Below are 25477 nucleotides of genomic sequence, written 5' to 3' on the forward strand. Positions count from 1 at the left end.
GAATTTCGGTAAAGTGGAATATTTTTCCCGAAGGGGATTGACGCACGGGCGACACAGGCCGCGCAATGAGACGCCTCGCGTAGAAGCAACAAGGGGCGGTGCAAAACACCGCCCCTTTGGCGCAATCAAGACTGCGGCGAGGACAGGCGCCTAATACGGCTGATAATAGCCACGCGGACCATAATAGGGACCGCCGCCGTAATATCCCTGGCCGCCGTAGTAAGGACGGGGTCCGTAATTATAGCGGTCCTCGTAGTACTCTTGGCGTCTGCTCTCTGCGATCGCGCCGCCGATCAGACCTGCCGCCACGCCCATGAAGGCGAGACCTGCAGCGTTCGGACCTCGTCGATAATAGCGGTGGCGGCGAGCGGCGCTGAAATCGGTGGCAGCCGGAGCGGCCGGGCCCGCGGCAGCGGCCTTGGTGGGCGCGGGCGAGTCGGCAGCCGAAGGCGTGATAGAGGCCGTAATCAGAGCGAGACTTGCGAAAACCGCCAACACAACGTTGCGGCCGGCTGCAGAAATCATCGGTCCTTTATTCATCGTGACCTTCCCTGTTCTCGCTCAAAGCGACATAATCAAACAAGACTTAATGCACAAACAACTGAAATGGTTTCGTGATCGCGGCAATCTGCCACGCTTTGAACGATTGTAAACCGAACGTCCAGATCCAGCTTGAACCATCCAACATGAGCGGATAATGAACGGACGCACCGTTTTTCGGTCGCCGTAAGCGTTTTACGTGAACCAACGCATCAACCGACGTCGTCGGGATCGATGCCATTTTTGGGTTCACCGTGACTGACGCGTCCTATTCCAAAGAGAAATCAGATGATTGCGGTTCGCAAACTGCCGGCGCGCTATGCGCCGATCGTGATGCCATTCGTGCTGTCCATCCTCATGACGGCCGTGGTGTCGGTCATTTCCACGCTTCGAAGCCTCGGCGCAACGCCGGCGTTTCTCGCGACCTGGCCGGGCGCCTGGGCGCTGTCATGGCTCGTCGCGTTTCCGACGCTGCTGATGGTGCTGCCGCTGGTCCGCCGGATCGTGGCTAGCGTCGTTGCCGTTCCCTCCCAATCGGGTCGATAGCGGGCGCGGACGGCGGCGCATGATGCACGCCGTCCCGCTTCCGCATGACCTTACGACAGCGCCCCGAGCACGCCGCGCGTCGCCTTGTCGATCTCCTCGACATAGCGGCGCCGGACGAAGGTCTCAGTGAGGAAGCCGACCACCTTGCGGCTGTCGGTGGAATCGACCACCGCCAGCATTTCGGCCTCCGCCTCGTCGAACACCGCCATCGCCGATTTCACGTTCATTTCCGGGATCAGCACGATCTCGGTCAGGCGCGCGAGCTCGATCACCTGGATCTCGTCGGCGATGCTGTCGAGGTCGCCGGAGAACAGGTCGGGCAGCAGGACGAGGCCGACATATTCGTCCGCATTGTTGACGATGACGATCCCGGGCCGCGAGCCCAGCGCGAATTCACGGCGGACCGCGGCGATCGTCGTGGTCGACGGCACCTTGCCGACATCGGAGCGCATCAGCCGCTCGACGGTGAGGTTGCGCAGCCAGCCGACGTCGTTGGCGCTGCGGATGGTCTCGCCGCGCAGATGCAGGCGCCAGGTCGAGAAGGAGTGTCCGAACATGAAGCGGACGCAGATCGAGGTGACGATGCAGCCGGCCAGCACCACGGCGGTGACGTCGACGTTGCGGGTCATCTCGAGCACGAGGAACGACATGGTCAAGGGACCGCCGACGATGGCGACGCCGAGCGTCGCCATGCCCGTCAGCATCGCGACCAGCGGATCGATCACGAAGTTCGGGCTGATCAAGACCAGCACCGCGGCAAAGAACTTTCCGATCAGGCTGCCCACGAACAGCGAGGCAAAGAACAGGCCGCCGCGGAAGCCGGAGGCGAGCGAGATCAGGCAGGCCGTCACCTTCAAGGCGATGATCAGCGCGATCAGGCCGATCGTCATGTCGTGAAAGAGATCGAGCACCATCGCGCCGTGGCCGGCCGCCAGCACCTGCGGCGTGACAATCGCAAAGCCGCCGACGATGAGGCCGCCGATCACCGGGCGCAGCCAGACCGGCAGCCATTTGAACAGGCGCTCGAACATCGAGGACGAGCGCATCACGGCGATGCCGACGCCGCTGGTGACGAGGGCGAGCCCGATCAGCGCCAGATATTGCTCGACGCCGACGGCGCTGACCTTGGGGATTTCGAGCGAGTATGGCGCGCCGCCGAGCCATTGCGCGGTCAGCGCACCGGCGAGCGAGGCGGCGAGGATCGGCGCGGCGCTGCCGACAGAATAGACGCCGACGATCAGCTCGCAGGCGTAGAAGGCCCCGGTGATGGGCGCACCGAAGGCCGCCGCGATCGCCGCAGCGGCGCCGCAGCCGACGATCAGGCGCAGATCGTTGCGTCGCAGATTGAAGAACTTGCCGAGCAGCGAGGCGATGCCCGAGCCGATCTGGGTATAGCCGGCCTCGAGGCCGACTGAGGCGCCGCAACCGTTCGAGATCAACGTCTGGCTCGACACCACCACGCTGTCGCGCATCGACAGATTGCCGCCACGCAGCGCGTTCGCCTCGATCGGATCGACCGCGCTGGAGAGCTTGAGCCGTCGCCGCCACCACTCCATGATACCAAGCACCAATCCGCCCAGCGCGGGCGCAATCAGCGCGGCCCAGGGACTGACGCTGGTATTGGCGGACAGACGGACGTCGATGGGAATGCCGTAGATCACCATATGGGCAATCTGCGCAATCTCGGCCATCAGCGTCACGATGGCGCCGGCGAGCGTGCCGATCACCAGCGCCAGCGGGATCAGATAGAATTCGTTGCTGCGCAGCAGCGCGCGCAGCCGAACCATGACGCGGTTCGTCCCCTTGCGGTCGGCGAGATGTCTGATCCGCAGGAACACTTTCTGTCCGCCCTACCCTTCCGACATGCCGTAACCGGACATGCGCTGGCGGACCCGCTCGATCTCGGCGCTCGACAGCAGCGGCGGCTCTCCGATCTGGAGACAGCCGTGATATTGCCGCGCCAGCGTCTCGACCTCGACGGCGAGCCACATCGCCTTGTCCAACGACTTGCCGATTGCGATCATGCCGTGATGGTCGAGCAGGCAGGCAAGCCGGCCCTCCAGCGCCCGAACGGCATGCTCGGACAGCTCCATCGTTCCGAAGGTGGCATAGGGCGCGCAGCGGATGCTGTCGCCGCCGGCGGCTGCGATCATGTAGTGCACGGGCGGGATCTCCCGGCCCATGATCGCCAGAATGGTGCAATAGGTCGGATGGACGTGGACGACGGCGTTGATTTCGGGCCGGGCCTTCAGGATGTCGCGGTGGAAGCGCCACTCGCTGGACGGCTTCTGAGCGGGCGCATGCGAGCCGTCCATCGCCATGAACACGATCTGGTCCGGCGTCATGGCGTCGTAGGGCACGCTGGTCGGGGTCACCAGAAGCCCGTCCACATGCCGGACGCTGATATTGCCCGAGGTGCCCTGGTTGATGCCGAGCGCATTCATGCGGCGGCAGGCGCCGATGATGGCCAGTCTCTTGTCGAGCTCGTCCGCTGTCATCGACATCTCGATTTCCTGACGATGGGCGCCTGTCAGACGGGGAGTACGTCAAGCAATATGGCAGCGCAAGAGAAAGCGGGCCGGATCGCGCGCGAGCCCGCCAGCCGCCGCGTGGCATCATGAAATAAACATGAAAATCAACGCATTAACAATTGTCGCAGCTCTACGGCAAGCTCGCCCGGACCGCTGCGATCCCATTGATCACGAACTGCACCGAATAGGCCGCGAGCAGCATGCCGAGCACGCGTGAGAGGACGGCGTTGCCGGTGCGTCCAAGGCTCCGCGCGATCATGTTCGCGAAGATAAAGCAGAGCGTGCAGAGCAGGCACACCGAGAGCACGACCGCGATGATGATCGCGAGCCTCGGACCGTAGCCGGCATCGCCCGTCAGGAGCAGCGTGGTCGCGATCGCGCCGGGACCGGCCATCATCGGGATCGCCAGCGGGAATACCGCGACGTCGGAGGCATGCTCGGAGCTTGCCTTGTCGGCCTCGCGAGCCTCGCGATGCGGACGGTCGCCGAAGATCATCTGGTAGGACACGCCGAACAGCAGCAGTCCGCCGGCGATCTGGAAGGCGGGGATGCCGATCCCGAGCTGGCGCAGCAGCCAGTTTCCGATCAGGGCGATCACCACCAGGATCGACGCCGCAATCAGCGGCGCGCGCAGCGCGATGGTGCGTTTGGTCTTGTCGGGCATACCTCCGGTCGCGGCAAGGAAGGCCGGCGCAAGGCCCACGGGATCGACCACGAGCAGCAGCGTCACGAACGCAGATAAGGTGAAGTCGATCATGTCTCGGTGGGCTCCCTGGACGCAGGAACGATGGCTGGCGGAGTGACTTAGCCCGGCAGAACCGCTTTGAAAATCACCGGAGATGCACAATGAGCGACAGTGGAATTGGAATGTTGCTGGGCCAGCTTTCGGGCAACCTGCTCTGGCTCTGGTTCATCGGAGCCTTCGTGCTGGGTGCGGTCCTCGTCTACGGCGTGGCGAAGGCGGGGCGCCTGCGGCGCCACGAGCGCGCGCAGCTTGACCGCAACACCGAGGCGCGGCAGCGGCAGGAAGATCCCTACAAGCGTCCGACCTGAGCGCAGGTTGCCGTTTGGAACTTTCGTTCTCCGAAAGCTTTTGATCGCCTGAGGATTGCGGAAGGCGATGCCTTCGCGTGTCACCTCAAGAGGAGGATGTATGGCCAAGAAAGCAAAGAAGCGCACAACCAAGAAATCGTCGACGGGCCGCGCCCGTCAGGCGCCGAAGATGTTGAGCGACCTATTCCTGGAAACGCTCAAGGACATCTATTTCGCCGAGAACAAGATCATCAAGACCTTGCCCAAGATGGCCAAGGCTGCCAACTCGAAGGAGCTCGCGGCGGCTTTCAACAAGCATCTGCGCGAAACGCAGGGGCAGGTCAAACGTCTGGACCAGATCTTCAAAATGCTAGGCAAGCCGGCCCGCGGCAAGCCTTGCGAAGCGATCAACGGCATCACCGACGAAGGCGCCGAGATCATGAAGGAGTTCAAGAACGCGCCTGCGCTCGACGCCGGCCTGCTCGCAGCCGCGCAGGCGGTCGAGCATTACGAAATCTCCCGCTACGGCACCTTGCGCACCTGGGCTGAGGAGCTCGGCATGCAGGACGCCGCAAGGCTGCTGCAGGCGACGCTGGACGAGGAAGAGGCGACCGATCACGCGCTGACCGAGCTCGCCACCTCCGTGATCAACCTCGAGGCGGAAGAGGAATACCGCCAGGCGGCCTGAGCCGCACATCGCGTGACAACGGAGCGCCGCGGTCTGGAAGGCCGCGGCGCTTGTCTTTTCGGATCGCACGATCCGCATGGCACCTCCGCGCCGCCGGGCTGGAATTCTTGGGAACCGGCCCCATATTCAGCGTTCCCCACCGCCGAGCCTGCATCATGCAACCCAAAAATCCCCTCGACTGGATGCTGTCCGAAGCCCTGGACTCGCTGACCCGCGCCGAACGGCTGCGCCAGCAGTTCGGCCGCCAGGAAGCCTGCTGGGAGCCTCCGATCGACGTGCTCGAAACCGAGCATGAGCTCCTGATCCTGGTCGCGCTTCCCGGCGTCAATCCCGACAATGTCGAGACTGTCATCCATGACGGCGTGCTCGTCATCTCCGGCCAGCGCACCCTTCCGCCGGAGCTTCGCAACGCCCGCATCCACCGGCTTGAGCTGCCGCAGGGGCGTTTTGAGCGCCGCATTGCACTGCCCGTTGGTCGCTACGCCATCAGCCGCTTCGTGATGGACGGCTGCGTCGCGCTGCGCCTCGCCAAATCCTGAGGTCGATCATGGCCACCGAACCAATGAATACCGCACAGACAAGTCCCCAGAGCAATTCCGACGTGAAAATCCCCGAAGACGCGCTGATCATCATCCCCGTGCGCGAGATGGTGCTGTTCCCCGGCGCCATCGCGCCGATCGCGATCGCGCGGCCGAAGTCGGTCGCCGCCGCGCAACAGGCGCTGCGCGAGCAGCGGCCGGTCGGCATCGTCCTGCAACGCAGCCCCGAGACAGAGGAGCCCGGACCGGACGACCTCTATCGGGTCGCGACCATCGCCAACATCGTGCGCTACATCACCGCGCCCGACGGCACCCATCACATCGTCTGCCAGGGCGTGCAGCGCGCGCGCATCCTCGACTTCCTGCCGGGGACGCCGTTCCCGGCCGCGCGCATCCAGCAGATTCCGGAGCCGACCACGAGCACGCCCGAGATCGAGGCCCGCGGGCTGAACCTGCAGCGCCAGGCCATCGAGGCGATCGAGCTGCTGCCGCAGGCGCCGCCCGAACTGATCGCGATGTTCCAGGGCACCACCGCGCCCGGCGCGCTGGCGGACCTGGCGACCTCGTTCATGGACATCAAGCCGCAAGACAAGCAGGAGGTCCTGGAGACCATCGACCTCGCGCTGCGTGTCGAGAAGGTGTCGAAGCATCTGGCCGAACGGCTGGAGGTGCTGCGCATCAGCAACGAGATCGGCCAGCAGACCCGCGCCAGCTTCGACGAGCGGCAGCGCGAAGCGATCCTGCGCGAGCAGATGGCGACCATCCAGCGCCAGCTCGGCGAAGGCGACGGCAAGGCGGCCGAGGTCGCCGAGCTGACCGCTGCCATCGCCAAGGCCAACATGCCGCCCGAGGCGGACGCTCATGCGAAGAAGGAGCTGCGCCGCTACGAGCGCATGCCGGAGGCCGCCGGCGAGGCCGGCATGGTCCGCACTTACCTGGACTGGCTGATCGAGCTGCCGTGGGCGCTGCCCGCGGAGAAGCCGATCGACATCAAGGAAGCGCGCCGCATCCTCGATGCCGATCACTTTGGCCTGGAGAAGATCAAGAGCCGGATCATCGAATATCTGGCGGTGCGCAAGCTGGCGCCGCAGGGCAAGGCGCCGATCCTGTGCTTCGTCGGGCCGCCCGGCGTCGGCAAGACCTCGCTCGGCCAATCCATCGCACGCGCGATGGATCGTCCCTTCGTGCGCGTCAGCCTCGGCGGCGTGCATGACGAGGCCGAGATCCGCGGCCATCGGCGCACCTATATCGGCGCGCTGCCCGGCAACATCATCCAGGGCATCAAGAAGGCCGGCACCCGGAACTGCGTCATGATGCTGGACGAGATCGACAAGATGGGTCGCGGCGTGCAGGGCGATCCTTCCGCAGCGATGCTGGAGGTGCTCGACCCCGAGCAGAACGGGACGTTCCGGGATAATTACCTGGGCGTGCCCTTCGACCTGTCGCGCGTGGTGTTCATCGCGACCGCCAACATGCTGGACCAGATCCCGGGTCCGTTGCTGGACCGCATGGAGCTGATCAGCCTCACCGGCTACACCCAGGAAGAGAAGCTGGAGATCGCGAAGCGCTATCTGGTGCGGCGGCAGCTCGAGGCCAATGGCTTGACGCCGGAGCAAGCCGAGATCGAGCCGGAGGCGCTGCAGCTGGTGGTCAAGGGCTACACCCGCGAAGCCGGCGTGCGTAACCTCGAGCGCGAGATCGGCAAGCTGTTCCGACATGCCGCGGTGCAGGTCGCCGAGGGCACGGCTACAAAGGTCGTCGTGGCGCCAAAGGACATCGGCACCGTGCTCGGCCAGCCGCGCTTCGAAGGCGAGATCGCGCAGCGCACCAGCATCCCAGGCGTGGCCACCGGCCTTGCCTGGACGCCGGTCGGCGGCGACATCCTGTTCATCGAGGCCTCGCGGGTATCCGGCCGCGGCGGGATGATCCTGACCGGCCAGCTCGGCGAGGTCATGCGCGAGAGCGTGCAGGCCGCGATGACGCTGGTGAAGAGCAAGGCCACGCAGCTCGGCATCGATCCGCAGCTGTTCGAAAAGAGCGACATCCACGTTCACGTGCCCGCAGGCGCGACCCCGAAGGACGGGCCGAGCGCGGGCGTTGCGATGTTCACGGCGCTGACGTCCCTGCTCACCAACCGCACGGTGCGCAGCGACACCGCCATGACCGGTGAGATCTCGCTGCGCGGCCTGGTGCTCCCGGTCGGCGGCATCAAGGAGAAGGTGGTGGCGGCTGCGGCCGCGGGCCTGAAGCGGGTGATGCTGCCGGCGCGCAACAAGCGGGACTACGACGACATCCCGCAGAGCGCGCGGGATAACCTCGAATTCATCTGGCTTGAGCGCGTCGACGAAGCCATCGCCGCGGCGCTCGAGCCGGCCGAGACCAAGATCGAGGCCAAGGTCGAAGCGGCGGAGTGAATGCGATGAAAAAACTGCTGGAAAGAGCGAAGCGATCGCGGACAACGCAACGGCTGCGCCAGTTGCTCGATCGCACCATCGACGGGGTTCGCGATGCGCTGGCGGCATCAGGACCGCGGCTTCAGCCGATCCCGGTCCGCGCGAAGCGCCGCAAGGGTTGAGCCCTCCGTCTCAAGTCCTCGCGACAGCCCCGAACAAAAGGCCCCCTCCACGCGAGGGGGCCTTTGCGTTGTTAGCCCACGGCGTCCTTGGCGGCCTTGACCGGGCGGGCGCGGACGATCTTCCGGGCCGGCTTGGCCTTGAACATCATCTCTTCGCCCGTGAACGGGTTGGTGCCCTTGCGCGCCTTGGTCGCGGGCTTCTTGATGACCACGAACTTGGCGAAGCCCGGCACCAGGAACAGGCCGTTCTTCTTGAGCTCCTTGTGGCCGACGTCGGTCAGCGTCTCCATGACGCTCTTGACGTCACGCTTGGAAAGCTCGGTGGTGGTCGCGATCTTTTCGATCAGCTGCGATTTCGACATTTGGGTGGCCATCGTGTCTCCTCTGATTCGTTGACGGCTGCATATTAGACCAACCGGTGAAGGCCTATAGCCTTCTGCACAGTTTTGTCGGGGTTTTACGGGCTTTTTTGGCCCTCTGTGGCAAAAAACCCTGCTTTTTAGCCACTTCCGGAGCGGGAGAAGCCTCAGGCAGCGGATTTTACCTTGTTTCAAAGGCCCGCACGCAGCCTTGCTAAAGCTGATTCGATGCTTTCGACAAGCGACGACCGGCCTCTTTGTGAAAGGCCGGTCCCGATTCACCCTGGAAAATAAGGCTAGACCGTCGTGATGCGGCGATCGCGGGGACTTTCTCTCCCTTATTTCTAAGGAGCGCGGCGCTTCGCTCGCGCTAGATGCGTTCGATGATGACGGCCGGGGCCATGCCACCGGCCGCGCACATGGTGACGAGACCGCGCTTCAAGTCGCGCCGTTCGAGCTCGTCGAGCACGGTGCCGATCAGGATCGAGCCGGTGGCGCCGATGGGATGGCCGAGTGCGATCGAGCCGCCATTGACGTTGACCCTGGCGCGGTCGAGCTTGAGGTCGCGGATGTATTTTTCCGCAACCACGGCAAAGGCCTCGTTGATCTCGAACAGGTCGATGTCGTCCACGGTCAGCCCCGCCTTCGTCAGCACCTTGCGCGTCGCCGGCACCGGCGCGTTCAGCATCAAGGTCGGCGAGTCCCCCATGTTGGCCATCGCGACCACGCGCGCGCGCGGCTTCAGGCCATGCGCCTTGGCATAAGCTGGCGACGCCAGCAGGATCGCAGCCGCGCCGTCGACCACGCCGGACGAGTTGCCGGCGTGGTGCATGAAGTCGATCTCGAGTTCGGGGTACTTCTGCAGGATCAGGCCGCGATAGGTCGTGCCCTTGTCGTCGAGCGCATAGTCGGCGACCGCGGGGAATGCGGGCTTCAACGCGCTCAACCCTTCCATCGTGGTCTGCGGCCGCGGATATTCTTCATGGTCGAGCGCGAGGCTGCCGTCCTCGCGATGCACCGGCACGAGACTCTTCTTGAAGTGGCCGTTCGCGATCGCGAAGGCTGCGCGCTTCTGGCTTTCGAGGCCGAGCGCGTCCACGTCCCTTCGCGTGATGCCTTCCATGGTCGCGATCGCGTCGGCGCAGACGCCCTGATGCGACTGCGGATGCCGCGCACGCAGGCGCAGATTGCCGTTGTCCATCATCATCGGGCCGCCGCCGCGACGTCCTTCCATCGACATCATCTCGCAGCCGCCGGCGACCACGAGATCTTCCGCGCCCGCCATGATCGAGCTTGCGGCCATGTTGACGCTGGTGATGCCGGAGCCGCAGAAGCGGTCGAGCGTCACGGCACTGGCGCGTACGTCGTAGCCGGCGTCCAGCGCCGACATGCGGCCGAGATCGCCGCCTTGCGTTGCGACCTGCGCGCTGCAGCCCCAGATGATGTCGTCGACATCGGCGGTGTCGATGCCGGTGCGCGTCGCGAGCGCGCGCAGCACGGTTGCTCCCAGCTGCTGCGGATGAATGCCCGAGAGTGCGCCCTTGCCGGCCTTGCCGACGCCCCGTGGGGTCCGGCAGGCATCGATAATGAGTGCGTCGGTCATTGGCGTTATCCTCTTTTTGAATTCTTGGAGGCGTTTTGAATCAAGGTGCGAAGGGAGTCAATGCGCGTCGGCGGAACCGCCTCACCCCACCCTCTCAGCGCGAGCCAAGCTCGTCGGGCCCCGCAAGGACGGGGAGAGGGAGAGCAATCACGCCCCCGCGGCGTTCTTCGCGATCACGTTGCGATAGAAGCTGGCACTGAGTTTTGGCGTACGCACCTGCGTGTCGAAATTGACGTGGTAGAGCCCAAAGCGCTTGTTGAGCCCGAACACCCATTCAAAATTGTCCATCAGGCTCCAGAGGAAGTAGCCGCGCACCGGTACGCCTTCGGCGGTGGCGCGCTGGAGCTGAGCGAGGTAGTTGCGCAGATACATGATGCGGTCGGTGTCGTAGATCTTGCCATCGGGCGTCACGACGTCGTCGCCGGAGGTGCCGTTCTCGCTGATATAGATCGCGTCCGTCTTCCATATCTTCGCCGCCAGCTTCGGCACCCAGTAGATCGTCTCGGGGCCGACGCGCAGCCAGTCCGAGTTCATGTGCGGGAACGATTTCGGGATCGGCAGCGGCATGAAGCCCGCGCCCTGGTCGGACGCCACCACATAGTTCTGCGGCGCGTAGATGTTGAGGCCGAGGAAATCGACGGGCGAAGAGATGATCTTCAGCTCCGCATCGGTGTATTTCGGCGCGTCGCGCCCGGCGAACTTCAAGAAGGCGTCGGTGTACTGGCCCGTCATGATGACGTTGAGATAGCCGGCGTTCATCTCGCGCAGCGCGATCTCGGCGGCACGGACGTTCTCCGGCGTGTCGATCGCGGGGGCGCAGGCATCGATGTTCTCGGCCGGCCCTACCCTGGTGCCGCGGCGGCCGTGGGCGCGGACCGCCTGCACCGCGAGCCCGTGCGCGAGTGCGCTGTTGTGCCTGATCTGGTTGACCTCGGCTTGTGGCAGCGTCACGCCGGGCGCGTCGATGCCGATGCCGTAGCCGAAATGGACGAAGCGACCGCTCTCGTTCAGTGTGAACACGTTCTTGACGCGATCGGTCAGATGCCCGGCGACATAGGCCGCGTAATCACCGAAGATCTTGCAGGTCTCCGTCGACCGCCAGCCGCCAAACCGGTCCTGGAGCGATTGCGGCAGGTCCCAATGATAGAGCGTCAGCCACGGCTCGATGCCGTTCTCGAGAAGTTCGTCGACCAGGCGATTGTAGAAGTCGAGCCCCTTCGAGTTGGGCTTGCCATCGCCGTCCGGAAACAGCCGCGGCCAGGCCACCGAGAAGCGATAGGCCTTGCAGCCGAGCTCCCTGATGAGCGCGATGTCTTCCTTGTAGCGGTGATAGTGCTCGTTGGCGCGGTCGCCGGTGCTGCCGTCCTCGATCTTGCCGGGGATACGGACGAACTTGTCCCAGATCGAGGCTCCTCGCCCGTCCTCGTTGACCGCGCCCTCGACCTGATAGGACGAGGTCGCCGTGCCCCAGACAAAGCCCGCCGGAAAGCCGTCCACGCTCCGCGGGGACGATGCGGGCTTGGCGTCCGCGACCTCGAGAGGATTGGCGATTCCGGCTGCGGACAATCCCGCCAGCGTGGCGAACTGGCGGCGCGAGACCTTGTCCGACATTGATAGTGCTCCGGGTGATGCTCTTTCGGCGGCACCATGGCGAATCGCGGGTCGTTTGAGAAGCGGCCGAGCCGAGGGCCGAGGATGCAGGATTGCGGAATGCGACAAAGTTGTCCGAAAGGGACTAGGGCGATTGTCGGCAGAGCTACCCCAAAGCCGAAATACCAGCCCAATCCGGCGAGGAAGTTGTCAGTTCCCCTCGATAAGAGGGCCCGTAGGCTCACAGAATGCCCTAAACCGCTCGGAAATTACGACCAAAGTTCGAAAATATGGCGTATGGTGCAACCATCGCCGCTCCGCTCTGGGCGATTGTCTGTCTGCACCGGTCAAGCAAGAGAACGACTGACTTGGGACGCGGTTTGACCGCATGAGACTGTGGTCACCTCTTCCGCTTGACCAAGCGCCTGTCCCGCCAGGGATACATCGACTGACCCCGCGTCAGAGCCACTGTGAATTCGAGGTAGATATATGTCGTATGCCTACAAGCTGAATGAAGACGTTCGCCACCAGCCCCAAGGCCCACAAGGACGTGCCGCAACTGAGCCGCCGATGATTTACACCATCGTCCAGCATATGCCCATCGAGTCCGATGGACGTCTCCGATACCGCATCAAGTGCAAGTCGGAGAAAATCGAGCGAGTCGTCACGGAAGATCAGCTTTCGTATTCGCAGTGAACTGCTTGACGACGGCGGCTTCCGCGATCAGCGTGAGCGCTTCGGCAATTTTGGCATCTTGTCGGGATTGAACGGCGGTATCTGCCGGGCTCGTTCGGGTGCGGGGGTCTGCTGTTCCGTCAGAATCAGCGTACCCTGGAGGACCATTCCCGGCACCTGCGCTGCCGTCGCCGTGTAAGTCGCGACCTTGCCCGGGCAGTTTCCCTCGACATCCAGCGTGAGCTCATCGTCGACGCCGAACACCGTTGCGCGTCCGTCGGTATGGCGCCTCGTTGACACGGTGGCGGTGAAGCGATCGCCGTCGACCTTGCAAGAGCCGTGATAGGTCATCAGGCTATCGCAGCCCCAAATCTGTCCGTCTGCGACATGGACGATCCCGGTCCCCTGATCGAGCGGCGTCTTGTACCAGGCGGCGTAGGTGCCGTCCTTCAACATGGGAGCAGTCTCCCGGTATTCCCTCGCGCATCATCGACACGATCAGCGCTAACAAAGCGTTAATCGCGCGGCCTGTGCCAATCCGGGCTATCCCTGCGCAGTTCGGCCTCCAGGTCTTCAATGATGCTGTGAAGCAGGCAGGCGGCGAGTGGATCGGTCACTTCGCGCTCCAAATGCCGGTAACGCGCGATTTGGAATTCCTGCTCTCTCAACTGGTGCTCTGTCATCGGACGGGCCCTCCGACGAAACGACGCAGAGACAGCCGAACAGTTTCGTTACAATTTTAGGATCATTCGCTATGGTTTCTGATCGGTAAAACAACGCAGGCCAGGCTTTGCCGACGCGCGGACCATGGGGGTCAAAAGGTCGATACGCTGACACGTACCGCTGTCACGGCACCTCGCCGTTGTTGCGACTTCCGCCGATGCTGTGCGGCTTGTTGAGGAAGAACTCCCGGTTACCGAGAGCCGCCTCCGCGTACTGGTCGATCGCGACCTGGATGGCCTCGATGTGCATGCGGCACCAGCCCTCGAGGCAGGACAGGCGCCGCGCATGATGGAGAGCCTTCAGAAATTCCGGGGGCTCCGGCATGTCGGAGAAGTAGGTCGGCCTCTCCCCCTTCATGCCCGTGCCATCTCTCGCGGCGGAACAAGGCGGCGCTTCTCAACGCCGACGCGCGATGGCATCGGTCGCCGGCGGGGAACAAAGAGGCTGGCGACAACGATCGGGTCGGTGTCTCCGAGCGCGGCCCGCTCCTGGACGAGGCCGCTCATCACCGTGCGCATTTTCATGACTTCGCCCGCAACGAAGCTGCAGTCCTCGTCCCTGTTGATCTGCTCATGCATGATGGCCTCGGCCTCACGCATGCTGACGCGTAACGCCCTGATGATCCTGCGGATTTCGTTGATGCGGTTGTCCATGGCTCGCTCCCTTGGCTGGACGAGCAGCATAAGAACAAAACATGAACAATGAGTCAATCGGCTTGAGGTAGAACACACCCGTGGCGGCACGCCGCGCCGGCGCAAACCGGCCTCCTCGTCATCCCACATGGGCCGGGGCTTGCGAGCCAGATCAGAACGTCACCCGCATCCCCGCATAGAATGCACGCGGCCTTGCCGGGCTGAGCGAGCGCGGGTCGTTGAAGTCGGCGGCGCCGTTGGTGAAGTTTGGCAAGGCTCCTGTGTCGAAGAACTGTCCATAGGTCGCGTAGCGCTTGTCGAAGATGTTGTCGATCTTGCCGTAGAGCTGGAAGTTCTTGGTCACCTGGTAGGACGTGTGCAGGTTGAACACGGTGTAGGACGGCAGCTTCGCATATTGGTTGGACTCGTCTCCGACCAGGTATTGGCTGGAGACGAACAGCGCGTTGCCGCCGACCTTCCAGACGTCGGTGACGGCATAGTCGACACCGACCTTGACGCGATGGCGCGGGATCGCGGGGAGCTGGTTGCCGGGCAGCACCTGAATGGTCTCGGTGGCAATATCCCTGAACGGGCTTTCGGAACCGAGCGCGAAAGCGTCGAGATAGCGTGCGTCGACGAACGCGTAGCTCGCCTGAAACTGAAGCGTGGGCGACTTGATGTTGACCTCGGCTTCGAGCCCCTGACGCCTGGTCCGGCCCACGTTGGAGAAATAGCCGAAGCCGGTGCGGCCGACTGCGGGAACGGCGACGATGTCGTCGTAATTGGTCGCGCGGAATCCGCCGAGCTTCCATCCGAGCGTGCCGATGTTGAGCTCCCTGCTGCCGCGCAGGCCCGCTTCCACGGTCTTGGACACGACCTGTTTCAGCGGTGGATCGGAGACGAGAAACGCGGCAATGAGACAGGGACGGGCGGGATCGGAGCAGCCGAGTTCGAGCGGCGTCGGAACGCGGTTGGCCTCGGAATAGCCGGCATAGGCCGTCAGCTCCGGTGTAATTTTGTATGTGCCGCCGATCACCGGATTGAAGCGGGTGAAGGTGTGATCGCCGTTAAGATCGGTCCCGAGCTGATCCTCCAGCGTGATGCGCGCCACGTTGAAACGGCCGCCGCCGGTGACGGCGAAGGCGTCCGTGATATTGAACGTGTCCATTGCGTAGAGGCCGTTATACTGGTTGACGGTCCGCAGCGAGACAGGGCCGGCAACGGTTTCAGGTACGCCGGTCGGCCCCAGGAAGAGACTGCTGCCGCTGACGACGTAGTTTTCTCCGATCGTGCCGATTTCGGCGGTGGCGTTGTAGCGCGTGACGCTGGCATCATAGGTCGTGCCCATCACGAAGCGGTTGTCGTGGCCGAACAGTTGATCGGTGTTGGTGGCCTGTCCCGACACGCCGAAGGTGGTCGAGCGTATCGAGCTGCGGTCGATCTCGCCGAGGATGGTCCCGGACGCGAAAGGATTGGCAAGCGGCAGGCCGTTCACGCCGTTCGCCGGTGTGGCGCCGTCGCCGAAGCAAAGAAGGCCGGTGAGCCCCGGATCGGTGCATTCCTGCGCGTCGGTCGGATTGCCGTCGACGAGCTTCTGCTCGTAGCGGCGCACATGGGCGGTGCCTTCGAGCGTCCAGGTCGGCGTCGCATCGACCTTGCCGGTCAGGTTGAGATAGCCGACGCGATTGGAGGTGGTCTGCGGTGTCGTGTAGGTCGCACCCCAATATTTGTCGAGCAGCTCGGCGGGAACGGTGGCGCTGGCGCCGAAATCGTTCTTGGCGACGCCCATGTTGGCGTGGAATTCGCTGTCGCCGGCCTTGTAGCCGACATCGCCGTAGAAGCGCCGCACGTCCGATTGGGAGAAATTGCGGAAGCCGCTGTCGTGCAGGCCTTCGAGCGCGGCATAGACGCCGTAGTTCTTGTCGACCGTCTTCCCCCATTGCGCCGAGCCCTGGATGCGGCCGAACGAGCCGCCCATGAGATCAAGCTCCGCACCCTGATAGGTGAAACCATCCTTCATTTGCAAATTGATCGCGCCACCCAGCGCGTTGAGGCCGAAGGCGGGGTTGTTGGTCACGAGCGTCACCGACCGGATCGCCGCGGTCGGGATCAGGTCCCAGTTGACGGCGTCGGAGAAGGCTTCGTTGATGCGGACGCCGTTCTGATACACAGCGAGGCCTTGCGGCGTGCCCGTCACCGGCGAGGCAACGAAGCCGCGGAATTCGACATCCGGCTGAAATGGATTGCCGGTGACCTCGCTGATGTTGACGCCGGCGATGTTGTCGCGAAGTGCGTCGGTGATGTTCATCGAGCCGGTGCGCTTGATCTGGCTGGCATCGACGGCATTGATCGCCGACGGGACCTTGTCGACGTCGAGACCTCTGCCGGTACCCGGCGCGGTCGGATAGACGTAGAGGCGCGTCCTGGGGCTGGCGGATGACGGTGCCCCGACGTGTGCGACCGGACGCGACGACGCGGTGCGCCGCGCCGTCGACGGCGGTGGCGCCGTCACCTCGACCGGCGGCAGGTTCTGGACGTTGGTTTCCTCGTCCTGCGCGGCCCCCGCGGGGATCGCGAAGATCAACCCCGACACCAGCCCGGTCGAAACCGAGGCCATCACCAAACGACGCTTGAACCCAAGAGGCTTGAACCCAAAACGCTTGAACCGAACACGATCGCCCATCCTAGCCTTCCCATCCGTGACCACCGGCTGTTTTGATTTTCGCCGGTTGGTCGAGACGAGTGTAATCGGCAGAGATGCGTGCGCCACCCACAAAAGGTCGGGCCGTATCCGCACCAATTTTCCCGACAAAATCGGGATTTTTTCCCGACGCGATCAGGCCGCCGCCGTCGGAACCAGTGCTTCGACGGTCAGACCGCCATCACCGGAAACGACGTTGAGCGTGCCGCCCAGCGCCAGGATCCGCTCGCGCATGCCGACGAGCCCGAAGCCGAGCTTCTGGCCTGGCTCCATGCCGCGGCCGTTGTCGCTGACCCGTACCCGGGCACAGCCGCGGCCATCGCTTGCCGCCTGCGCCACCGGCTCGATGACGACATTGACCGAGGTCGCGCCGGCGTGGCGGAACACGTTGGTGAGCGCCTCCTGCACGATGCGGTAGATGGTGAGGTCGGCGGTCTCCCCGGTGACGCCAAGCGCCGGCGAGATCGCGGTCTCGATGGTGACATCGGGATGCGACTCCCGCCACAGCCGCGACAGCGATTCCAGCGCCTGGCGCAGGCCGAGCTCGGCAAGGCCGACGGGCCGGAGGCGTTCCAGCACCCGGCGATTGAACTGCTGAAGCGCGTTGATCTGCTCCAGCATGGCGCTGCCGTGTTTTCGTACGGCCTCCGCACTGGGGGCGCGTCCGTCCGCCTGCTTCGCCAGCGCGCTGGCATGCGCACGCAGCGAGAACAGGTATGGCCCGAACTCGTCATGGAGCTCGCGCGCGATCTCCTTGCGCTCGACGTCCTGGAGCGACACCGTTCGCTCGGCGAGGCGCCGCTTGTCCTCGATCGCCTCGCTGAGCGTTGCCGCAAGATGGTTGAGCTTGGTGCAGATCGCGGCGAGCTCCGGTGCGCCGCCCGGCGCGACGCGCGCCTGATAGCGCCCGTCTTCGAGCTCAGCCATCACATCCGCAAGGGACTGGAGCGGCGCCAGTGCCCGGCCGATCACATTCATCATCACCAGAAACAGCGCCAGCGCGATCACCGAGCCGACCTCGAGCTGGGTCACGATGGCATCCCAGATCTCGGCGATCTCGTCATCGGGATGGGAGGTGATCAGCAGCGAACCCGGCTTGCCATGGATCGAGACGGGTACGCTCACCGCGGTCTGCTCGGGATGGACCAGGCTGACGAACCAGGCCGGCGGCGCGCGGGTGTCGTCGTCGGCGTCGGTCCGGGGCTGCGTCAGCGGACTGCCCGCTTCGTCCCGAAGCGCAATGCTGACATGGCGCAGGCGGCTGAGGTCGCGTGCGATCTGGTTCAGCCTGGCGTCCGGATCGGGCGCCTCGTTGAGATCCGCCACGATCATTTCGATGAATTCGCGCGCGAGCCGGATCACGCTCTGGTCCTCGGCCTGCACGCGCGGCCCGGCTTCCGCGACCTGGCGGCCGATATTGACGGCGAGCCCCAGCGCCAGCAGCAGCGCCAGCAGCAGGTTGATGCGCCCACGCAAGGATAGATTTTGCCACATTGGTATCGCCCGTGCCCCCGCGAAGGATTGGCCTGCGCCTGTCCGATAACGTTGACAGAGGCGAAGCGCCCGATATCTAATCGAAAGCGTACAGCAATCCCGGCCGGGCGCGAAACAGGCCAAGACGCTGTCGCGAGGAACGCTTATGCGCATTTTGATCGTCGACGATCATCCCATCGTCGCCTCCGGCTGCCGTGCCGTGCTGGCCGACGAGGGCGAGATCGAGATTTTGGAGGCTGCCGACGCCGAAGACGGCGAGTGCGTCTTCATCGTCGAGCGCCCCGATCTCTCGATCATCGACATCAATCTGCCGACCGTGTCCGGCTTCGAGCTCGCGCGCCGCATCCTCGAGCGCGCGCCCGAGGCCCGAATCATCATGTTCAGCATGAACGACGACCCTGCTTTCGCCGCGCGTGCGATCGAGTGCGGCGCCAAGGGTTACGTCTCCAAGACCGGCGACCCCGACGATCTCGTCGAGGCGATCCGCACCGTCGGCGGCGGCGGCACCTATCTGCCGAGCGCGATCGCGCGCAGCATCGCCTTCGCGGGACCCGCGCTGGCGCAAAGCCCGCTGTCGAAGCTGAATGCGCGCGAGATGGAGATTTTGCGGCTGCTCAGCGCCGGAAAGAGCCTATCCGAGATCGCCTGGCTGGTGCAGTCGTCCTACAAGACTGTCGCCAACACCTCGTCCATCATGCGCCAGAAGCTGGGGGTAAAAACCTCTGTCGAGCTGGTGCGGCTGGCGATCGACAGCGGCGTGGCCTGACGGCCGCCACGCATTCGGTCACACAAGCGTTGCAATCCTGATGTGGTTTGATGCCACGGAGCATAACGGCATGACGATCCAGAATGTCTCGACCAATACATCCTATGGCGGCGTGCAAGGCGTGTATCGCCATGCCAGCCAGGCAACCGGAACCGACATGACGTTCTCGGTCTATGTTCCCCCGCACGCGCAGGGCGCCAAGCTGCCCGTGGTGTGGTATCTCTCCGGCCTCACCTGCACGCACGCCAACGTCACCGAGAAGGGCGAATTCCGCAAAGCCTGCGCCGAGCTCGGCCTGATCTTCGTCGCGCCCGACACCAGCCCGCGCGGCCCCGACGTACCCGGCGATGCCGGTAATGCCTATGATTTCGGCTTAGGGGCCGGCTTCTATGTCGACGCGACGGAAGCGCCGTTTTCACGCAATTATCGCATGTGGAGCTACGTCACCGACGAACTGCCGAAACTCGTGGCGGAGAATTTTCCGGTCGATGCGAAGCGCCAATCGGTGATGGGCCATTCGATGGGCGGCCATGGCGCGCTGACGGTCGCGCTGCGCAACCCGCACCGTTTTCGCGCGGCCAGCGCCTTTGCGCCGATCGTGGCGCCGTCGCTCGTGCCCTGGGGCATCAAGGCGCTGACCGGCTATCTCGGTCCCAACAAGGACATTTGGCGCAGCCACGACACGGTGGCGCTGATCGAGGACGGCGCGAAATTTTCAGGCTTTCTCGTCGATGTCGGTGAGGCCGATAATTTCCTGAAAGAGCAGCTTCGTCCTGAACTGCTGCAGGCGGCCTGTGCCAAGGCCAACATCCCGCTGACGCTGCGACGACAGGCGGGCTACGACCACAGCTATTATTTCATCTCGACCTTCATGGGCGACCATCTGCACTGGCATGCGGAGAGATTGAAGGGGTGATTCCTTCTCTCTTGGAAGAATCTACTGCGGTTTGCCGTAATTCGGTGCCAGCAACCGGTTGCGGATCAGATAGCTCATCGTGCGCGTCCAGGATTCATCCGTGTTGCCGCGCATGTCGGCGCTGGCGGCCGTGATCATGTTGCCGGTCTTCACGTCGCGCAGGTAGATGTTCAGATTGATGATCAGGTTCGAGACCTTCTGCACCATGCCGGTGATTTCCAAATCGGCACCCAACTGCCCAGCAAGCTTGAGGTCGCAATTGCCGCAGGCCTGCAAATTGCTGTGACGCGCCGCATCCCGGATCGGCGCGATATCGAGCAGCTGGAACCTGCCTGACTCGACCAGTGCCTTGCGCAACTGCTCGCTGATAAGGTCGAGCCTCGCCTCCTCCGGCTTGGAGCCGTAGAACTCTCCGGGCAGGCTGGTGTCGATCAGTTCGAAATCGAACACCGCGAGTTTCGGCGGATCGGCGAGCGCGACCGAGCCCGTCAACAGCAAAGCCGCGAAACCTATCAGCGCTCGCATGATCGTGATTCCCGGCCTCACGCGCGCGAGGACGAAATGCGGGGTTGCATGGCCTGACAAATCGGTCATGCTTTAGCAGAGACAATTCTCCATCGGCGGTCAAGCCGGGGAGTTGTACGGAGGAAACATGATCCGATGGTTGGTCGGCCTGATCGGCCTGGGACTTGCTGCGACGAGCGCGCTCGCGGCCGATCCCGTCATGATCGGCGTCGGCTATCTCGGAATCGCCGGCACCAGATCGACGCTGTCGCTGGTCGAGCAGCCCGCGGAGAATGACGGCGTCGCCGGCGCACGCCTCGCCATCGAGGACAACAACACCACCGGCAAGTTCCTCAACCAGCGTTTTGCGCTGGAGGAGCGGCGCATCAAGGAGGGCGAGGATGCCGTGCAGGCCGCGATCGACCTCGCTTCACGCAACGGCTTCATCATCGCCGACCTGCCGGCCGACGCGCTGCTGAAAGTGGCCGACGCCCTGCGCGAGCGCGGCACGCTGCTGTTCAACGCCGGCGCGATCGACGAGCGGCTGCGCGAGGGCGATTGCCGCGCCAACGTCATCCACACCGCGCCGACGCGCGCGATGCTGGCCGATGCGCTCGGCCAATATCTGGTCTGGAAGCAGTGGAAGCGCTGGCTGCTGGTGGTCGGCTCGCATGACGAGGACAAGCTGTTCGCCGATGCGCTCCGGCGCACCGCGACGCGGTTCGGCGCCAAGATCGTGCAGGAGCGCAGCTTCGAAGACAAAGGCGGCGCGCGCCGCACGGACTCGGGCGTGACGCTGATCCAGCGCCAGATGCCGGTGTTCACGCAACAGGCACCGGCCTATGACGTGCTGGTCGCCGCTGACGAGAGCGAAGTGTTCGGCGCGTACCTGCCCTATCGCACCTGGGATCCGCGGCCTGTCGCGGGCTCTGCCGGCCTGGTGCCGCGGAGCTGGGACGCAGCGCAAGACCAGTGGGGCGCGATCCAGATGCAGAATCGCTTCGTCAAGCTGAACGCGCGGCGGATGACCGCGCTCGACATGCAGGTCTGGACCGCCGTGCGCATGATCGGCGAGGCCACCTCGCGCACCAATTCCGGCGACGTCAGGAAGGTCACCGATTTCATCAAGGGTCCGGATTTCTCGGTCGCCGCCTTCAAGGGCACAAAGCTGACCTTGCGCGACTGGAACCTGCAGCTGCGCCAGCCGATCCTGCTGGTCGACGGCCGCATGGTGGTGTCGGTGTCGCCGCAGGAAGGTTTTCTGCACCAGGTCTCCGAGCTCGACACGCTCGGCTATGACCGCCCGGAGAGCAAATGCAAGCTGAAATGAGGACGGTAAAGTGAGGACTTGGATGTTGCGCATGTGGCGTGTGGGGTTGCTGTCCGGAGTGGCGCTGGCGGCGGCGCCGGCGCATGCGTTCATCGCCTATGTCTCGAACGAGAAGAGCAACACGGTGTCGGTGATCGACACCGAGAGCTGGACGGTAACCAAGACCATCAAGGTCGGCCAGCGCCCGCGCGGCATCGACTTCACGCGCGACGGCAAGTTCGTGATGGTCGCGGTCGGCGACGACGACACCATCCAGATGATCGACGCCAAGACGCAAACCGTGGTGGACAGCCTGCCCTCCGGGCCCGACCCGGAATTGTTCGCCCAGGATGCCGCCGGCAAGATCCTCTATGTCGCCAACGAGAACGACAACACAGTGACGGTGATCGACCTCGAGAAGCGCGCCCGCCTTGGCGACATCCAGGTCGGCGTCGAGCCCGAGGGCATGACCATCAGCCCGGACGGCAAGACGCTGATCAACACGTCCGAGACCACCAACATGGCGCATTTCATCGACACGTCGTCGCGCCAGATCGTCGCCAACGTGCTGGTCGATGCGCGGCCGCGCTTTGCCGAATTCAAGCACGACGCTTCCGAATTATGGGTGTCCTCGGAGATCGGCGGCACCGTCTCGATCATCGACCCCGGAAAGCACGAGGTGACCGGCAAGATCAATTTCGAGATTCCGGGGTTGAGGAAGGAGGCCATCCAGCCCGTCGGCATCGGCATGACCCGGGACGACAAGACCGCCTTCATCGCGCTCGGGCCCGCCAACCGCATCGCCGTGGTCGATACCGCCACGCGCAAGGTGACGAAATATCTGCTGGTGGGACAACGGGTCTGGCACATGGCCTTCACGCCGGACGAAAAATACCTGCTCACCACCAATGGCGTCTCGAACGACGTCTCCGTCATCGACGTCGCCGCGCAAAAGGTGATCAAGACCATTCAGGTGGGCGAACTGCCCTGGGGTATCACGATCGCGCCATGACCAACCCTGCTCCCATCGCCGAACAACGCGAAACACCAAGGCCCGATCCGACGGCGGTACCCGCGCTGTCGATCGACGGCGTCAGCCACGCCTATGGACCGCGCCGCGCGCTGATGGACGTGTCCTTCAACGTGCAGCCCGCGAGCTTTACGGCCCTGCTCGGCCTCAACGGTGCGGGCAAGAGCACGCTGTTCTCGCTGATCACACGGCTGTTCGGCATCCAATCCGGCCGCGTCGGCATTTTCGGCCATGACGTCGGCAAAAGCCCCGGCGAAGCGCTGCGGTTGCTTGGCGTTGTGTTCCAGCCGCGCACGCTCGATCTCGATCTGTCGCTGACGCAGAACCTGCTCTATCACGCCGCACTCCACGGCATCAGCCGCCGCAAGGCCCGCGCGCGAGCCGCCGAGCTGCTCGGCCGCATCGGGCTTGCAGAGCGCGCCGGCAGCAAGGTGCGCGATCTCTCGGGCGGGCAGATGCGGCGGCTGGAAATCGCCCGTGCGCTGCTGCACCGGCCGCGCCTGCTGTTGCTGGACGAGCCCACCGTCGGCCTCGACGTCAAGGCGCGCGCCGACATCATCAGCCATGTGCGCCAGCTCGTGAGCGAGCAAGGCATCGGCGTGCTCTGGGCCACGCATCTGTTCGACGAGATCATGGCCGGTGACAATCTCGTGGTGCTGCACCAGGGCAAGGTGCTGGCGCAGGGGCCGATGAGCCGCGTCGTCGCGGAAGCCGGCGCGCAGGACGTCAACACCGCCTTCATGCGTCTGACCGGCGCGCAGACCCTGCCGGGAGGCGGCGCATGAGCAGCATCGCCACCCGCGATGCCCCACGCGGCTTCTCGTTCCAGGAATACATGACCTGCCTCACGGGCATCGTCTGGCGCGAAGGCCTGCGCTTCCTGCACCAGCGCGAGCGTTTCGTCTCGGCGCTGGTGCGGCCGCTGGTGTGGTTGTTCATCTTCGCCGCCGGTTTCCGCCAGGTGCTCGGCATCTCCATCATCCCGCCCTACGAAACCTACATCCTCTACGAGGTCTTCATCGCGCCGGGGCTGATGGCCATGATCCAGCTCTTCAACGGCATGCAATCCTCGCTCTCGATGGTCTACGACCGCGAGATGGGGAACATGCGCACGCTGCTGGTAAGCCCACTGCCGCGCGGCTACCTGTTGTTCTGCAAGCTGCTCGCGGGCACCGCGGTGTCGCTGCTCCAGGTCTATGCGTTCCTGCTGATCGCCTGGTTCTGGGACATCACCCCTCCTTTATCCGGCTATCTCACCGTGCTGCCGGCACTGATCCTGTCCGGACTGATGCTGGGCTCGCTCGGCATGCTGATCTCCTCCGGCATCAAGCAGCTCGAGAACTTCGCCGGCGTTATGAATTTCGTCATTTTCCCGATGTTCTTCGCTTCATCGGCGCTCTACCCGCTCTGGCGGGTGCAGGAGGGCAGCCCATATCTCTACTATGTTTGCGAGGCCAATCCGTTCACCCATGCGGTCGAGCTGATACGTTTTGCATTCTACGGGCAAATCAACTGGATCTCGCTGGCGGTGGTCGCGACCTGCACAATCGTCTTCATGATCGGCGCGATCTATGCCTATGATCCCTCGCGCGGGCTGGCGCGACGGGGCCCTGCGGGAGGCGAAGGATGACGGTTCGGGTTCTGGCCATGGCCGCTCTGATGCTCGCAGCCGCGAGCACGGCGGCACGCGCGGCCGATCCGCGCTATCCGGATTGGCCCTGCACGCAGGCCAAAGTGCCGGACATTTCGCTCGCGGCCGTTTGGGCCGGTCCTTCGCTCGACGACGTGCAGAACAAGTGGAAGGACGACGCCAAAGTCAGCGCGCTGGTCGCCAAATTGTCGGCACGCAAGACGCCGCTGGACGAAGCCGAGAAGTTGGTGAGGGAGTTTTTGGCGGGCTCCGCGGCCGACAAGACCGCGAATGCGAAACTGCTGTTCGCAGGCTTGTTCGACACGCTCAACGCTCAGCGCTCGCAGGTCATGAGCGGACTGGAACGCGTCAGCCGCAAGCAGCGCGAAGCCGCCGACAAGATCCGTGAGGAGAGTGTGCAGCTCCAGGCGCTCCAGGGCGCCACGCCGCGCGACGAGGCCAAGGTCGATGCGCTCAGCAACGAGCTGATCTGGAAGACCCGCATTTTCGAGGACCGCTATAAGGTGGTACGGTTCGTCTGCGAGGTTCCCACCACAATCGACCAGCGGCTGTTTGCGCTCGGACGCGTGATCCAACAGGAAATGGAATAGCGTCAGCCTCATTGACCGCTTGCGGCAGGTTCCCGCGCCCCCATTGCGATGATTAACCTGTCGCCGCGCTATATGCCGGAACCAAATCGATCCAGGATGTCTTGTCGATGGGTAATCCAAGGCATCGGGAGGCCTCGATGGGAACCACGAAATTCATCCTCGCAGGCGCTGCGGCCATCAGCATGCTCGCAAGCAGCGCATTCGCTGACGATTTGACCGGAATGGTCACCCGGATAGATCGGCTCAACAGCACGATTTCGATCCAGCAGACACAGAAGGGCACAGTCGGCGGCAGCGCAGGCGGCGCCGGCGCGCTCCAGGAGTACAAGGCCAAGGATGCCGCGATGCTTGACGCCGTCCACGCCGGCGACAAGGTGAGCTACTCTGCGACCGACAATAACGGCACGGGCACGCTGACGAAATTGCAGAAGCAGTAGGCTTTCCTCGCCTCTTCCCACGTGCGACAGGGCGTCATGGCCGGGC

The 25477-nt window shown here is 64.1% G+C and carries 28 protein-coding genes; 14 read left to right on the top strand and 14 right to left on the bottom strand.

The window, feature by feature from the left end:
* Positions 1-150: 150 nt before the first annotated feature.
* Positions 151-540 carry a hypothetical protein gene (locus IVB47_RS02085; protein WP_027566577.1) on the bottom strand — a complete coding sequence of 130 codons (390 nt, stop codon included), beginning with the start codon at positions 538-540 and terminating at the stop codon, positions 151-153.
* Between the two features lie 288 nt (positions 541-828).
* Here IVB47_RS02085 and IVB47_RS02090 point away from each other — a divergent pair, with 288 nt between their 5' ends.
* A complete protein-coding gene (locus IVB47_RS02090; RefSeq protein ID WP_027566576.1) occupies positions 829-1086 on the top strand; it encodes a DUF2798 domain-containing protein in 258 nt (85 codons plus the stop codon).
* A 50-nt stretch (positions 1087-1136) separates the two neighbouring features.
* Here IVB47_RS02090 and IVB47_RS02095 read toward each other — a convergent pair whose 3' ends face one another.
* The 3 genes from IVB47_RS02095 to IVB47_RS02105 all read right to left on the bottom strand — a co-directional run bounded on the left by IVB47_RS02095 (position 1137) and on the right by IVB47_RS02105 (position 4374).
* On the bottom strand, positions 1137-2924 hold the full coding sequence (locus IVB47_RS02095; RefSeq protein WP_027566575.1) for a chloride channel protein: 1788 nt from the start codon (positions 2922-2924) through the stop codon (positions 1137-1139).
* 12 nt (positions 2925-2936) lie between these two features.
* Positions 2937-3590, bottom strand: coding sequence for a class II aldolase/adducin family protein (locus IVB47_RS02100; RefSeq protein WP_247459566.1), 654 nt, complete (start codon positions 3588-3590; stop codon positions 2937-2939).
* Positions 3591-3747: 157 nt separating this feature from the next.
* Positions 3748-4374 carry a MarC family protein gene (locus IVB47_RS02105; protein WP_027566573.1) on the bottom strand — a complete coding sequence of 209 codons (627 nt, stop codon included), beginning with the start codon at positions 4372-4374 and terminating at the stop codon, positions 3748-3750.
* Between the two features lie 89 nt (positions 4375-4463).
* On the opposite strand from IVB47_RS02105, the gene IVB47_RS02110 reads away from it, so the two are divergent.
* From IVB47_RS02110 to IVB47_RS02130, 5 genes are all read left to right on the top strand, one after another.
* Positions 4464-4670 (top strand): hypothetical protein, encoded by a 207-nt coding sequence (locus IVB47_RS02110; RefSeq protein ID WP_027566572.1) that lies wholly within the window; start codon positions 4464-4466, stop codon positions 4668-4670.
* A gap of 100 nt (positions 4671-4770) precedes the next feature.
* Complete coding sequence (locus IVB47_RS02115; protein WP_027566571.1) at positions 4771-5337, top strand: ferritin-like domain-containing protein; 567 nt, start codon at positions 4771-4773, stop codon at positions 5335-5337.
* Between the two features lie 155 nt (positions 5338-5492).
* Entirely contained in the window at positions 5493-5876 is a 384-nt protein-coding gene (locus IVB47_RS02120) for an Hsp20/alpha crystallin family protein (RefSeq protein ID WP_007601432.1), read from the top strand.
* Between the two features lie 8 nt (positions 5877-5884).
* Positions 5885-8290, top strand: a complete 2406-nt coding sequence (gene lon, locus IVB47_RS02125) for an endopeptidase La (RefSeq protein ID WP_247459568.1) — start codon at positions 5885-5887, stop codon at positions 8288-8290.
* 5 nt (positions 8291-8295) lie between these two features.
* On the top strand, positions 8296-8451 hold the full coding sequence (locus IVB47_RS02130) for a hypothetical protein (protein WP_247359147.1): 156 nt from the start codon (positions 8296-8298) through the stop codon (positions 8449-8451).
* Between the two features lie 71 nt (positions 8452-8522).
* Here the strand turns inward: IVB47_RS02130 and IVB47_RS02135 are convergent, their stop codons facing one another.
* The 9 genes from IVB47_RS02135 to IVB47_RS02175 all read right to left on the bottom strand — a co-directional run bounded on the left by IVB47_RS02135 (position 8523) and on the right by IVB47_RS02175 (position 18228).
* Positions 8523-8825: an HU family DNA-binding protein gene (locus IVB47_RS02135; protein WP_007601427.1), complete on the bottom strand. Its 303-nt coding sequence runs from the start codon at positions 8823-8825 to the stop codon at positions 8523-8525.
* A 355-nt stretch (positions 8826-9180) separates the two neighbouring features.
* Positions 9181-10413 (bottom strand): acetyl-CoA C-acetyltransferase, encoded by a 1233-nt coding sequence (locus tag IVB47_RS02140; RefSeq protein ID WP_247459570.1) that lies wholly within the window; start codon positions 10411-10413, stop codon positions 9181-9183.
* Positions 10414-10560: 147 nt separating this feature from the next.
* Positions 10561-12024, bottom strand: coding sequence for a GH1 family beta-glucosidase (locus IVB47_RS02145; protein WP_247459572.1), 1464 nt, complete (start codon positions 12022-12024; stop codon positions 10561-10563).
* A gap of 702 nt (positions 12025-12726) precedes the next feature.
* A complete protein-coding gene (locus IVB47_RS02150) occupies positions 12727-13134 on the bottom strand; it encodes a hypothetical protein (RefSeq protein ID WP_247459574.1) in 408 nt (135 codons plus the stop codon).
* A gap of 59 nt (positions 13135-13193) precedes the next feature.
* Entirely contained in the window at positions 13194-13361 is a 168-nt protein-coding gene (locus IVB47_RS02155) for a hypothetical protein (RefSeq protein ID WP_197031110.1), read from the bottom strand.
* Positions 13362-13524: 163 nt separating this feature from the next.
* Complete coding sequence (locus IVB47_RS02160; protein ID WP_027566566.1) at positions 13525-13758, bottom strand: hypothetical protein; 234 nt, start codon at positions 13756-13758, stop codon at positions 13525-13527.
* On the bottom strand, positions 13755-14054 hold the full coding sequence (locus IVB47_RS02165; RefSeq protein ID WP_007601417.1) for a hypothetical protein: 300 nt from the start codon (positions 14052-14054) through the stop codon (positions 13755-13757). The genes IVB47_RS02160 and IVB47_RS02165 overlap by 4 nt, the downstream gene beginning before the upstream one ends.
* Before the next feature lie 151 nt (positions 14055-14205).
* Entirely contained in the window at positions 14206-16716 is a 2511-nt protein-coding gene (locus tag IVB47_RS02170; RefSeq protein WP_247459577.1) for a TonB-dependent receptor, read from the bottom strand.
* Between the two features lie 153 nt (positions 16717-16869).
* Entirely contained in the window at positions 16870-18228 is a 1359-nt protein-coding gene (locus IVB47_RS02175; RefSeq protein WP_247290576.1) for a histidine kinase, read from the bottom strand.
* A 145-nt stretch (positions 18229-18373) separates the two neighbouring features.
* Here IVB47_RS02175 and IVB47_RS02180 point away from each other — a divergent pair, with 145 nt between their 5' ends.
* Both IVB47_RS02180 and fghA read left to right on the top strand, forming a co-directional pair.
* Positions 18374-18994, top strand: a complete 621-nt coding sequence (locus IVB47_RS02180; protein WP_018460280.1) for a response regulator transcription factor — start codon at positions 18374-18376, stop codon at positions 18992-18994.
* A gap of 70 nt (positions 18995-19064) precedes the next feature.
* Positions 19065-19910 carry an S-formylglutathione hydrolase gene (gene fghA, locus IVB47_RS02185; RefSeq protein WP_247459579.1) on the top strand — a complete coding sequence of 282 codons (846 nt, stop codon included), beginning with the start codon at positions 19065-19067 and terminating at the stop codon, positions 19908-19910.
* Positions 19911-19931: 21 nt separating this feature from the next.
* Here fghA and IVB47_RS02190 read toward each other — a convergent pair whose 3' ends face one another.
* On the bottom strand, positions 19932-20504 hold the full coding sequence (locus IVB47_RS02190; RefSeq protein WP_247459582.1) for a DUF3280 domain-containing protein: 573 nt from the start codon (positions 20502-20504) through the stop codon (positions 19932-19934).
* A gap of 58 nt (positions 20505-20562) precedes the next feature.
* Between IVB47_RS02190 and IVB47_RS02195 the strand changes: the two genes are divergently transcribed.
* From IVB47_RS02195 to IVB47_RS02220, 6 genes are all read left to right on the top strand, one after another.
* Positions 20563-21744, top strand: a complete 1182-nt coding sequence (locus IVB47_RS02195; RefSeq protein WP_247459583.1) for an ABC transporter substrate-binding protein — start codon at positions 20563-20565, stop codon at positions 21742-21744.
* A 22-nt stretch (positions 21745-21766) separates the two neighbouring features.
* Positions 21767-22735, top strand: a complete 969-nt coding sequence (locus IVB47_RS02200) for a YVTN family beta-propeller repeat protein (protein ID WP_247459584.1) — start codon at positions 21767-21769, stop codon at positions 22733-22735.
* Complete coding sequence (locus IVB47_RS02205; RefSeq protein WP_247459585.1) at positions 22732-23538, top strand: ABC transporter ATP-binding protein; 807 nt, start codon at positions 22732-22734, stop codon at positions 23536-23538. The genes IVB47_RS02200 and IVB47_RS02205 overlap by 4 nt, the downstream gene beginning before the upstream one ends.
* Positions 23535-24383, top strand: a complete 849-nt coding sequence (locus tag IVB47_RS02210; protein ID WP_247290585.1) for an ABC transporter permease — start codon at positions 23535-23537, stop codon at positions 24381-24383. The genes IVB47_RS02205 and IVB47_RS02210 overlap by 4 nt, the downstream gene beginning before the upstream one ends.
* Positions 24380-24994 carry a hypothetical protein gene (locus tag IVB47_RS02215; protein ID WP_247359122.1) on the top strand — a complete coding sequence of 205 codons (615 nt, stop codon included), beginning with the start codon at positions 24380-24382 and terminating at the stop codon, positions 24992-24994. Before IVB47_RS02210 ends, IVB47_RS02215 begins: the two co-directional genes overlap by 4 nt.
* Positions 24995-25131: 137 nt before the next feature.
* Complete coding sequence (locus tag IVB47_RS02220) at positions 25132-25431, top strand: copper-binding protein (RefSeq protein WP_247359120.1); 300 nt, start codon at positions 25132-25134, stop codon at positions 25429-25431.
* The last annotated feature ends 46 nt before the right edge of the window (positions 25432-25477 follow it).

Origin of the sequence: Bradyrhizobium sp. 62 (assembly GCF_023073035.1) — a bacterium.
Classification (GTDB): domain Bacteria; phylum Pseudomonadota; class Alphaproteobacteria; order Rhizobiales; family Xanthobacteraceae; genus Bradyrhizobium.

What these genes read in the sequence shown, in the direction of transcription:
- IVB47_RS02120 (WP_007601432.1), top strand. Translation starts at nt 5,493, where the DNA reads ATGCAACCCAAAAATCCCCTCGACTGGATGCTGTCCGAAGCCCTGGAC.
- IVB47_RS02145 (WP_247459572.1), bottom strand. Translation starts at nt 12,024, where the DNA reads ATGTCGGACAAGGTCTCGCGCCGCCAGTTCGCCACGCTGGCGGGATTG.
- IVB47_RS02195 (WP_247459583.1), top strand. Translation starts at nt 20,563, where the DNA reads ATGATCCGATGGTTGGTCGGCCTGATCGGCCTGGGACTTGCTGCGACG.
- IVB47_RS02105 (WP_027566573.1), bottom strand. Translation starts at nt 4,374, where the DNA reads ATGATCGACTTCACCTTATCTGCGTTCGTGACGCTGCTGCTCGTGGTC.
- IVB47_RS02100 (WP_247459566.1), bottom strand. Translation starts at nt 3,590, where the DNA reads ATGTCGATGACAGCGGACGAGCTCGACAAGAGACTGGCCATCATCGGC.
- IVB47_RS02175 (WP_247290576.1), bottom strand. Translation starts at nt 18,228, where the DNA reads ATGTGGCAAAATCTATCCTTGCGTGGGCGCATCAACCTGCTGCTGGCG.
- IVB47_RS02205 (WP_247459585.1), top strand. Translation starts at nt 22,732, where the DNA reads ATGACCAACCCTGCTCCCATCGCCGAACAACGCGAAACACCAAGGCCC.
- IVB47_RS02140 (WP_247459570.1), bottom strand. Translation starts at nt 10,413, where the DNA reads ATGACCGACGCACTCATTATCGATGCCTGCCGGACCCCACGGGGCGTC.
- IVB47_RS02130 (WP_247359147.1), top strand. Translation starts at nt 8,296, where the DNA reads ATGAAAAAACTGCTGGAAAGAGCGAAGCGATCGCGGACAACGCAACGG.
- IVB47_RS02115 (WP_027566571.1), top strand. Translation starts at nt 4,771, where the DNA reads ATGGCCAAGAAAGCAAAGAAGCGCACAACCAAGAAATCGTCGACGGGC.
- IVB47_RS02085 (WP_027566577.1), bottom strand. Translation starts at nt 540, where the DNA reads ATGAATAAAGGACCGATGATTTCTGCAGCCGGCCGCAACGTTGTGTTG.
- IVB47_RS02110 (WP_027566572.1), top strand. Translation starts at nt 4,464, where the DNA reads ATGAGCGACAGTGGAATTGGAATGTTGCTGGGCCAGCTTTCGGGCAAC.
- IVB47_RS02160 (WP_027566566.1), bottom strand. Translation starts at nt 13,758, where the DNA reads ATGAAGGGGGAGAGGCCGACCTACTTCTCCGACATGCCGGAGCCCCCG.
- IVB47_RS02215 (WP_247359122.1), top strand. Translation starts at nt 24,380, where the DNA reads ATGACGGTTCGGGTTCTGGCCATGGCCGCTCTGATGCTCGCAGCCGCG.
- IVB47_RS02220 (WP_247359120.1), top strand. Translation starts at nt 25,132, where the DNA reads ATGGGAACCACGAAATTCATCCTCGCAGGCGCTGCGGCCATCAGCATG.
- IVB47_RS02090 (WP_027566576.1), top strand. Translation starts at nt 829, where the DNA reads ATGATTGCGGTTCGCAAACTGCCGGCGCGCTATGCGCCGATCGTGATG.
- IVB47_RS02165 (WP_007601417.1), bottom strand. Translation starts at nt 14,054, where the DNA reads ATGGACAACCGCATCAACGAAATCCGCAGGATCATCAGGGCGTTACGC.
- IVB47_RS02200 (WP_247459584.1), top strand. Translation starts at nt 21,767, where the DNA reads ATGTTGCGCATGTGGCGTGTGGGGTTGCTGTCCGGAGTGGCGCTGGCG.
- IVB47_RS02210 (WP_247290585.1), top strand. Translation starts at nt 23,535, where the DNA reads ATGAGCAGCATCGCCACCCGCGATGCCCCACGCGGCTTCTCGTTCCAG.
- IVB47_RS02135 (WP_007601427.1), bottom strand. Translation starts at nt 8,825, where the DNA reads ATGGCCACCCAAATGTCGAAATCGCAGCTGATCGAAAAGATCGCGACC.
- lon (WP_247459568.1), top strand. Translation starts at nt 5,885, where the DNA reads ATGGCCACCGAACCAATGAATACCGCACAGACAAGTCCCCAGAGCAAT.
- fghA (WP_247459579.1), top strand. Translation starts at nt 19,065, where the DNA reads ATGACGATCCAGAATGTCTCGACCAATACATCCTATGGCGGCGTGCAA.
- IVB47_RS02155 (WP_197031110.1), bottom strand. Translation starts at nt 13,361, where the DNA reads ATGACAGAGCACCAGTTGAGAGAGCAGGAATTCCAAATCGCGCGTTAC.
- IVB47_RS02150 (WP_247459574.1), bottom strand. Translation starts at nt 13,134, where the DNA reads ATGTTGAAGGACGGCACCTACGCCGCCTGGTACAAGACGCCGCTCGAT.
- IVB47_RS02170 (WP_247459577.1), bottom strand. Translation starts at nt 16,716, where the DNA reads ATGGGCGATCGTGTTCGGTTCAAGCGTTTTGGGTTCAAGCCTCTTGGG.
- IVB47_RS02190 (WP_247459582.1), bottom strand. Translation starts at nt 20,504, where the DNA reads ATGACCGATTTGTCAGGCCATGCAACCCCGCATTTCGTCCTCGCGCGC.
- IVB47_RS02180 (WP_018460280.1), top strand. Translation starts at nt 18,374, where the DNA reads ATGCGCATTTTGATCGTCGACGATCATCCCATCGTCGCCTCCGGCTGC.